The organism is Nocardioides stalactiti, from assembly GCF_014180715.1.
Taxonomy (GTDB): Bacteria; Actinomycetota; Actinomycetes; order Propionibacteriales; family Nocardioidaceae; genus Nocardioides; species Nocardioides stalactiti.
Genome location: NZ_JACEFC010000180.1, coordinates 1 through 5,786, shown reverse-complemented (window position 1 = coordinate 5,786; position 5,786 = coordinate 1). Strand labels below are relative to the sequence as shown.

Sequence of the window (5,786 nt, the reverse complement as noted above, 5' to 3'; positions counted from 1 at the left end):
CGGCGTCGGCGCCACCGACGGCGTAGTCGTCGGCTGCTCCGCCAACGATGAGGTCGGCTCCTCCTCCGCCCCGCAGGTCGTCCCTGCCCGCGTTGCCACCCAGGTCGTCAGCACCGGCCGATCCGTTGAGCAGGTCTGCTCCGCCCTCACCGCGCAGGACGTCGTTCCCGTAGCTGCCGTTCACGGAGTCGTCGCCGGCCGAACCGAGGACGTGGTCGTCCCCGTAGCCGCCGTTGACGGTGTCGTTGCCGTCACCGGCCCGGATCAGATCATCCCCGCCGAGCCCGCTGATCGTGTCGTTCCCCCCACGACCGCAGATGACGTCAGCGCCGGCCGTGCCCTTGAGGGTGTCGGGCCCCTCGGTGCCGATCACCGTGCAGGTGGACGAGGGGGGCGGCGGTTCCGCGCCCGACGACACGACGGTCGGGACCTGGAGCGCCAGGGCCGCCAACATCGACCCGAGGGCGAGACGGACAACGCGGGAGGAAAGGTCGACGCTCAAGCCAGCACTCCTGGAGCAGAGGGGTGCACCCAGGGGGATGGTGCGAGGTGGTCATCACCCGAGCGACGCGGCGATTCTGCCAGTCTCGGTTCGGCGTGCGGATCGTTTCCCGTTCAAAATTTTGGAGCATCGTCAGGAGGCGGCGCGGAGGCATTCCCGGAACGCTTCTCCCCGCTTGCACGCGACACGATGTCGCTGGTTAAACCCGGAACAGGTTCTCGATTTCCTCTCCCGAAGCGCGCACGTTGGTGGCAGGATCGAGGCCGTCGTGCGCCGGTCTCCCACGGTCCGCATCCATCGCGTTCCTGCTCGCGACTGTGGTGCGCCGTGGCTCCAGGTGCCGCAAGCGGGCTGGCCCGCCCCTCACCCGAGAGAGGGGCGGGTCGCCTCCTTCTCAGAGGGCGACGGTGTCCGTCACGGTGCCGCGCGGGTCGCCGACGTGGGCGGTGACGCCCTCGGTCCCCGTGAAGTCGCGCAGGACCGCAGCATCGCCGTCGGCCAGGACGCCGGACTCTCCCAGTACGACGACCGCGTCGACCCCGGCCGAGCCGGAGGCGACCGCCATCGCGACGCAGGCCTGGACCGCGGTGAGCTGGAGCGACGGCAGGGCGACCGTCGCCGCGGCATAGGTCCGGCCGTCGGTGTCCCGCACCGCGGCACCCTCGGCGGCGCCGATCCGGGCGCGGGTGGCGCGGGCGAGGGTGACGAGCTTCTTGTCCTCGGCGGAGAGATCGGGCATGGGCTCGATTATCCCGAAGCCGCCGTCTGGTCCGTGCTCGCGGGGGCCTCGAGGAGACGGATCCGCACCGTCCCGATCTTGTTGCGGCGGCCAGCCGCCTGCTCGGCCTCGAACCGCAGCCCGTGGCACTCGACGGCCGAGCCGGGGATCGGGACCTTGCCGAGGTGCTTGGCCATCAGCCCGCCGATCGAGTCGACGTCCTCCTCCTCGACGTCGAAGCCGAAGATCTCCTCGAGGTCGTCGATCGGGTAGCGGGAGGAGACCCGGACCTCGCCCTCCTCGAGCTGCTCGACCTCGACCTCGTCCTCGTCGTACTCGTCGGTGATCTCGCCGACGATCTCCTCGAGCAGGTCCTCGATCGTGATCAGGCCCGCGGTGCCGCCGTACTCGTCGACGACGACGGCGACGTGCTGGCGGCGCGCCTGCATCTCTTGGAGCAGGTCGTCGACCGGCTTGGAGTCCGGCACCCACACGACCGGGCGCATGATCTCCTCGACCCGCTGGGTCAGCTCGACGTCGGGTGCCTCGAAGTCACGACGCACGACGTCCTTGAGGTAGGCGAAACCGCGGACGTCGTCGAGGTTCTCGCCGATCACCGGGATCCGGGAGTAGCCCGAGCGCAGGAACAGCGACATCGTCTGCCGCAGGTTCTTGTAGGACTCGATGTAGACGACGTCGCCCCGCGGGACCATCACCTCGCGGACGGTGGTGTCGCCGAGCTCGAACACCGAGTGGATCATCCTGCGCTCACCGGCCTCGATGACCGCCGACGCCTCGGCGATGTCGACGAGCTCGCGCAGCTCGGTCTCCGTCGAGAACGGGCCCGCGCGGAACCCGCGGCCCGGGGTGATGGCGTTGCCGATGAGGATGAGCAGCTGCGGGAACGGTCCGAGGATGCGGGTCAGGGCCCACAGCGGCCACGCCGACCAGAGGGCGACGGAGTCGGCGTGCTGGCGCCCCAGGGTGCGCGGCGCGACACCGACCACCACGAACGAGACCACGAGCATCGCCCCGACGGCGATCGCGACCCGCTCCCAGAAGCCCTCGTCGACGTACTCCGCGACCAGGACCGTCACCAGCACGATCGCGCTGATCTCGCAGAGCATCCGGACGAACAGCGCGGTGTTGAGGTACGGCGGCGCGTCGTCGAGGACGACGACGAGGCGCTGCGCTCCCCCGCGTTCCTCGCCCGCGAGCTCGCCGGCCCGGGCGCGCGAGAAGCCGCCGAGAGCGGCCTCCGCGGCGGCGAACAGGCCGGCCAGCACCACGAGGACGCCGGCGAGGACGAGCAACCAGAGGTCGCCGGTAGACATCGCGTCAGGCCGTCGCGCGCCAGTCGGCGAGCAACCGGTCCTGGAGACCGAACATCTCCTTGTGCTCGTCCGGCTCGGCGTGGTCGTAGCCGAGCAGGTGCAGGATGCCGTGGGTCGTGAGCAGCTCGAGCTCGGCGAGCGTGCCGTGACCGGCCGCCTCGCCCTGCCGCTCCGCAACCGCCGGGCAGAGGACCAGGTCGCCCAGGACACCCTCCTCGGGCTCCTCGGTCACCAGGCCGGGCCGCAGCTCGTCCATCGGGAAGGCGAGGACGTCGGTCGGGCCCTCCTTCTCCATCCACTGCTCGTTGAGCTGGGCGATGGTGGACTCGTCGACCGCCTTGATGCAGAGCTCGGCAAGCGGGTGGACGCGCATCTGGTCCATGACGAAGCGGCTCAGCCGGGCCAGGTGCTTCACGTCGACGCCGGTGCCGGACTCGTCGAGGACCTCGATGCTCACGAGGTCATCATCCATCGCGGTGCTTCTTCCGCGCGACCGGGGCGGGCCGCTGGGCCGGCCGACCCGGCGCCTGCTCGTGGCGCGCGTCGTAGACGTCGTAGGCCTCGACGATCCGGCCGACGAGCTTGTGCCGCACCACGTCCTGGGCCGTGAGCCGGCAGAAGGTGAGGTCCTCGACCCCGTCGAGGATGTCCTCGACGATCCGAAGGCCGGACGTCGTGCCGGACGGCAGGTCGACCTGCGTGACGTCACCGGTCACCACGATCTTGGAGCCGAAGCCGAGCCGGGTGAGGAACATCTTCATCTGCTCGGGCGTGGTGTTCTGGGCCTCGTCGAGCACGATGAACGAGTCGTTGAGGGACCGACCGCGCAGGTAGGCCAGCGGCGCGACCTCGATCGTCCCGGCCGCGAGCAGCTTGGGGATCGTCTCAGGGTCGAGCATGTCGTGGAGCGCGTCGTACAGCGGGCGCAGGTAGGGGTCGATCTTCTCGCTGAGGGTGCCCGGCAGGAAGCCGAGCTTCTCCCCCGCCTCGACGGCGGGCCGCGACAGGATGATCCGGTTGACCTGCTTGCCCTGGAGCGCCTGGACCGCCTTGGCCATCGCCAGGTAGGTCTTGCCGGTGCCTGCCGGGCCGATGCCGAAGGTGATCGTGTGCTTGTCGATCGCGTCGACGTAGCGCTTCTGGTTGAGGGTCTTGGGCCGGATCGAGCGGCCCCGGTTGCTCAAGATGTTGAGCGAGAGGACGTCGGCCGGGCGCTCCGTGGTCTCGGTCCGGAGCATGGCGGCGACCCGCTCCACGGTCTCGGCGGTCACGCCTTGGCCGGTGCGGATGATCGCGACCAGCTCGTCGAGCAGCCGCTCGGCGAGCGCGACCTCGCCGGGGTCGCCGAGGAGCGTGATCCGGTTGCCACGGACGTGGATCTCGCAGCCGAAGCCACGCTCGACCAGGCCGAGGTGCTCGTCGCCGGGGCCGAGCAGGCTGACCATGTCGATGCTGTTGGGCACCACGACGGTGTGACGGGTCGGGTGCGGGGTCGTGTTGGTCATCCTTGCCCTCGGGGAGGGCGGCCTTTCCGGTGAGACGACGGGGGCCTCCATGCTACGCCGCCCCACCACAGAGGCCGACCGGATTACTCCAGCACCGTCCCTCGGTCCGGCGCAGTCGCGCCCGGCGCGCCCGCTGGACGCGTACCGTGAGCGCATGACGCCGGAGGAGCACGACGACGACACCGAGCTCGCCGCCGACCTCGAGCCGGTCTGGTTCCCCGGTCACCACCTGCCGGAGGACGCTCGCCGCCTCGGCCTCACGCACCACGTGCCCGACGGCGCCCTGCTCGACTTCGCCGGTTCGCTCGACGGCGCGAAGGCCTACCACCGGTTCGCGGCGTGGCTGCTGCTCGTGGTGTTCGGTCTGCCGGTGCTCTTCGCCGTGATGCGGGTGGCCCAGCTGTTCTGAACGCCGCAGGAATCCCCGGTCCACCGGGGATTCCAACGCAGACCTCAGCCCGGGGGCCAGGTCATCGACCGGCCACCGAGGACGTGCAGGTGGGCGTGGAAGACCGTCTGGTGCGCGGCCGCCCCGGTGTTGAACACCATCCGGTAGCCGCCGTCCGGACCGTCGATCCCCTCCGCGACGGCGATCTCCCGCGCCGCGTCGAAGAGGTGCGCCGCGGTGTCCGGCTCCCCCTGGGCGAGGGTGGCCGCGTTGGGGTAGTGGCTGCGCGGGATGACGAGCACGTGGGTCGGTGCCTGCGGGTTGAGGTCGCGGAAGGCGACGGTCGTCTCCGACTCGTGCACGACCGTGGCCGGGATGTCGCCCGCAGCGATCTTGCAGAACAGGCAGTCCGGGTCGCTGGGCCTGTCGGTGGGCCGGTCCGTGGCAGAGGTCACCCGCCCACCTTCCCAAATGGGGCCACGCCGACGTCAACCCGGCCGGGGGCACGCGCGTGGAACTACCGTGACCGCCTATGCAGCGTCTCCCGCTTTCGCACCGCACTCCTCCTGGGGTGCGGGGGTGAGCGACGCGCGCCCTGACGCCCTCGCGGCCGACGGCCTGGACGCCGACGCCGCCGTCGAGGCGCTCTACCTCGCGCACTGGAACCAGCTGGTGCGGCTCTCGATGCTGCTCGTGCACGACCAGGGCCAGGCCGAGGAGATCGTGCAGGACGCCCTGGTCGCCGTCCACCAGCGGTGGGACCGGCTGACCGACACCCACAAGGCGCTCGCCTNGACACCCACAAGGCGCTCGCCTACCTGCGGCAGGCGGTCGTCAACCGCTCACGCTCGGCGTTGCGGCACCGCGGCGTCGTCAACCGCTACCTGGCGCGGCAGCAGGCGCCGGGGACGATGCCCGGAGCCGACCAGGCGGTCCTCGGCGACAGCCGGCGCCGGCTGGTCCTCGAGGCGCTTCAACAGCTCCCTCGTCGGCAGCGCGAGGTGCTGGCCCTGCGCTACTACCTCGACCTCTCCGAGGCCGAGATCGCCGAGACCCTCGGCATCAGTCGCGGAGCGGTCAAGAGCCACGCGTCCCGCGGCTCCGCCGCGCTGCGCCCCCTTCTCGAACGCCACGGCCCCGACCTGAGGACCGACTCATGAACACCCCTGATCCGCACAGCGACGACGCCCTGTTGCGCGCCCTCCTCCACGACGCCGTCGCCGACGTCGAGCCCCGCGACGGGCTGGCCGACGTACGGCGCCGGGCCCGTCGGCCTGCGCCGCGGCGCCGCTGGGCACCGGTCCTCCTCGGCGCCGGCGCCGTCGCGGCCACCGGCGGC

The 5,786-nt window shown here is 71.2% G+C and carries 9 protein-coding genes; 3 read left to right on the top strand and 6 right to left on the bottom strand.

What is annotated here, in order from left to right:
• The 5 genes from H0487_RS21495 to H0487_RS21475 all read right to left on the bottom strand — a co-directional run.
• On the bottom strand, window positions 1-502 hold a 502-nt coding region (locus H0487_RS21495), incomplete at its 3' end, for a calcium-binding protein (protein ID WP_183096262.1).
• A gap of 394 nt (window positions 503-896) precedes the next feature.
• Complete coding sequence (locus tag H0487_RS21490; RefSeq protein ID WP_183096261.1) at window positions 897-1,241, bottom strand: cytidine deaminase-like protein; 345 nt, start codon at window positions 1,239-1,241, stop codon at window positions 897-899.
• A gap of 8 nt (window positions 1,242-1,249) precedes the next feature.
• Window positions 1,250-2,554, bottom strand: coding sequence for a hemolysin family protein (locus H0487_RS21485; protein ID WP_183096260.1), 1,305 nt, complete (start codon window positions 2,552-2,554; stop codon window positions 1,250-1,252).
• A gap of 4 nt (window positions 2,555-2,558) precedes the next feature.
• Window positions 2,559-3,011, bottom strand: coding sequence for an rRNA maturation RNase YbeY (gene ybeY / locus H0487_RS21480; protein ID WP_183096263.1), 453 nt, complete (start codon window positions 3,009-3,011; stop codon window positions 2,559-2,561).
• Between the two features lie 7 nt (window positions 3,012-3,018).
• Window positions 3,019-4,059, bottom strand: coding sequence for a PhoH family protein (locus H0487_RS21475; RefSeq protein ID WP_183096259.1), 1,041 nt, complete (start codon window positions 4,057-4,059; stop codon window positions 3,019-3,021).
• Between the two features lie 154 nt (window positions 4,060-4,213).
• Between H0487_RS21475 and H0487_RS21470 the strand changes: the two genes are divergently transcribed.
• Window positions 4,214-4,468, top strand: a complete 255-nt coding sequence (locus tag H0487_RS21470) for a hypothetical protein (RefSeq protein WP_183096258.1) — start codon at window positions 4,214-4,216, stop codon at window positions 4,466-4,468.
• Between the two features lie 44 nt (window positions 4,469-4,512).
• Here the strand turns inward: H0487_RS21470 and H0487_RS21465 are convergent, their stop codons facing one another.
• Entirely contained in the window at window positions 4,513-4,902 is a 390-nt protein-coding gene (locus H0487_RS21465) for a histidine triad nucleotide-binding protein (protein ID WP_183096257.1), read from the bottom strand.
• Window positions 4,903-5,202: 300 nt separating this feature from the next.
• Here H0487_RS21465 and H0487_RS23650 point away from each other — a divergent pair, with 300 nt between their 5' ends.
• Together H0487_RS23650 and H0487_RS21455 are read left to right on the top strand one after the other, a co-directional pair.
• Complete coding sequence (locus H0487_RS23650) at window positions 5,203-5,607, top strand: RNA polymerase sigma factor (RefSeq protein WP_312856048.1); 405 nt, start codon at window positions 5,203-5,205, stop codon at window positions 5,605-5,607.
• Window positions 5,604-5,786, top strand: a 183-nt coding sequence (locus tag H0487_RS21455; protein ID WP_220793664.1) for a hypothetical protein, incomplete at its 3' end; no start/stop codon positions are given. The genes H0487_RS23650 and H0487_RS21455, both read left to right, overlap by 4 nt.